This window comes from Streptomyces sp. NPDC036984 (assembly GCF_055607665.1).
On sequence record NZ_JBVJRL010000081.1, the window covers coordinates 1 to 1706 of the forward strand.

Genomic DNA, 1706 nt, shown 5'->3' on the forward strand with positions numbered 1-1706 from the left:
GCCCTCGCCACCACCTTCACCCACGGCCACACCCTCAACTGGGACGCCTACTACACCCCCGCACACCCCCACACCACACCCCTCCCCACCTACCCGTTCCAACACAACGACCGCTACTGGCTCACCACCCCCACCACCACTTCCGACCTCACGGCCATCGGCCTCGCTGCCGTCCCTCATCCCTTCCTCACGGCGGCAATCGATCTGGCCGACGGCGGAGCGGTTCTCACCGGGCGCCTGTCCCGGCACACGCACCCCTGGCTGGCCGCCCGCACCATCGGTGGAGCAGCGGTTCTGCCGGGGAGCCTCGTGCTGGAACTCGCCGTCCAGGCGGGCCGGCATGTCGGCCTCACTCATGTGCCGGAGCTCAGCCAGACAGCGCCGGTACTGCTGCCCGAGCGGCGCAGTCTGCAACTTCAGGTGACCGTGTCGGCTCCGGACGAGGACGGCGGGCGGCGGTTCAGCGTGGCGGCACGAGCGGAGGACGATCCCGCCGAGACGTGGATCGAGCACGCCACCGGGCTGTTCGGCGTCGCGCCGGCGACCGCCACTGCCGATCTGGCCGTGTGGCCGCCCGCGGGCGCGCAGGAGCTCCCGCTCGGGGATCTCTACGACGTGCTCGCCGCCGACGGCCACCATTACGGGCCGGAGTGGCGCATGCTGCGGCGGCTGTGGCGCAGCGGCGAGGAGTTGTTCGCCGAGGTGGCCCTGCCCGACGACCCGAGCTCGGCGACGGCCGCCTTCGGGGCGCACCCGGTGGCTCTCGATGCCGCCGTACACGCCCTGCTGCCCGGTGTCGTACCGGCGGACACGGCGCCTGCCGGAACTCCTGTCGCCTGGTCCGGGCTCACCTGGCACCAGCCGGCCGGAGCCGATCTCCGGGTCCGTCTGACAGCTGAATGCGCCGACACGGCAGGGCTTCTGGTCACCGACGCGACGGGAGCGCCGGTGCTGCACGCGGAGTCGGTGCGGCTGAGCGAGATGGGGTCGGTGCGACGCGGCAGCGCTGCCCTGGCCGTCCGTGACGCACTCTTCCGTCTGGACTGGGCTCCGATGGCCGGCTCCCCCATGTCGACCGCGCCGGACGACTGGGCCGTACTGGGCGAGGACAGCCTCGGAGCGCTCACCGGTCTGGCCGGTATCCGCCGACACCCGACCCTGGCGTCCATGATCGAGTCGGATCAGGGTGTGGCCCGCGTTCTGCTCGTCCCGATGCCCGGCATCGACCCCGACGCCTCCTCCGATGTGGCCGAGGAGGTCCGTGCCAAAGCGCAGTGGATCCTCAGGCTGGCCAAGCACTGGCTCCGCGACGAGCTTTTCGCCTCCTCCCAGTTGGTGGTCGTCACCCGCGGGGCCATGGCCGCTCGGGCCGACGAGGCGGGAGACCTGGCGCTGGCCGCGGTCTGGGGCGTCGTCCGGTCCGCCATCTCCGAGAACCCCGGCAGGTTCGGGCTGGTCGATCTCGACGGTGACGAGAGGTCGGCCCGTGCCTTCCCCGCGGCGCTGCTGGCGGGCGAGACCCAGCTCGTGGTGCGGGAGGGTCAGGTGACCACACCGAGGCTGGCCCGGGCCTCCGTCGCGCCCGACAGCGACTGGCAGGCCGACTGGGATCCCGAGGGTACGGTGCTGGTGACCGGCGGTACCGGCGGCCTCGGCGCCCTGCTCGCCCGCCACCTCGTCACCGAACACAAGGCCCGCCACCTGCT

Annotated in this window: 1 protein-coding gene; it reads left to right on the forward strand. The window is 72.4% G+C overall.

Annotation, left to right across the window (positions count from 1 at the left end; all coding sequences use genetic code 11):
• The coding region (locus ACZ7DL_RS39040) for a polyketide synthase dehydratase domain-containing protein (protein ID WP_470781830.1) at positions 1-1706 on the forward strand (1706 nt) is incomplete at both ends.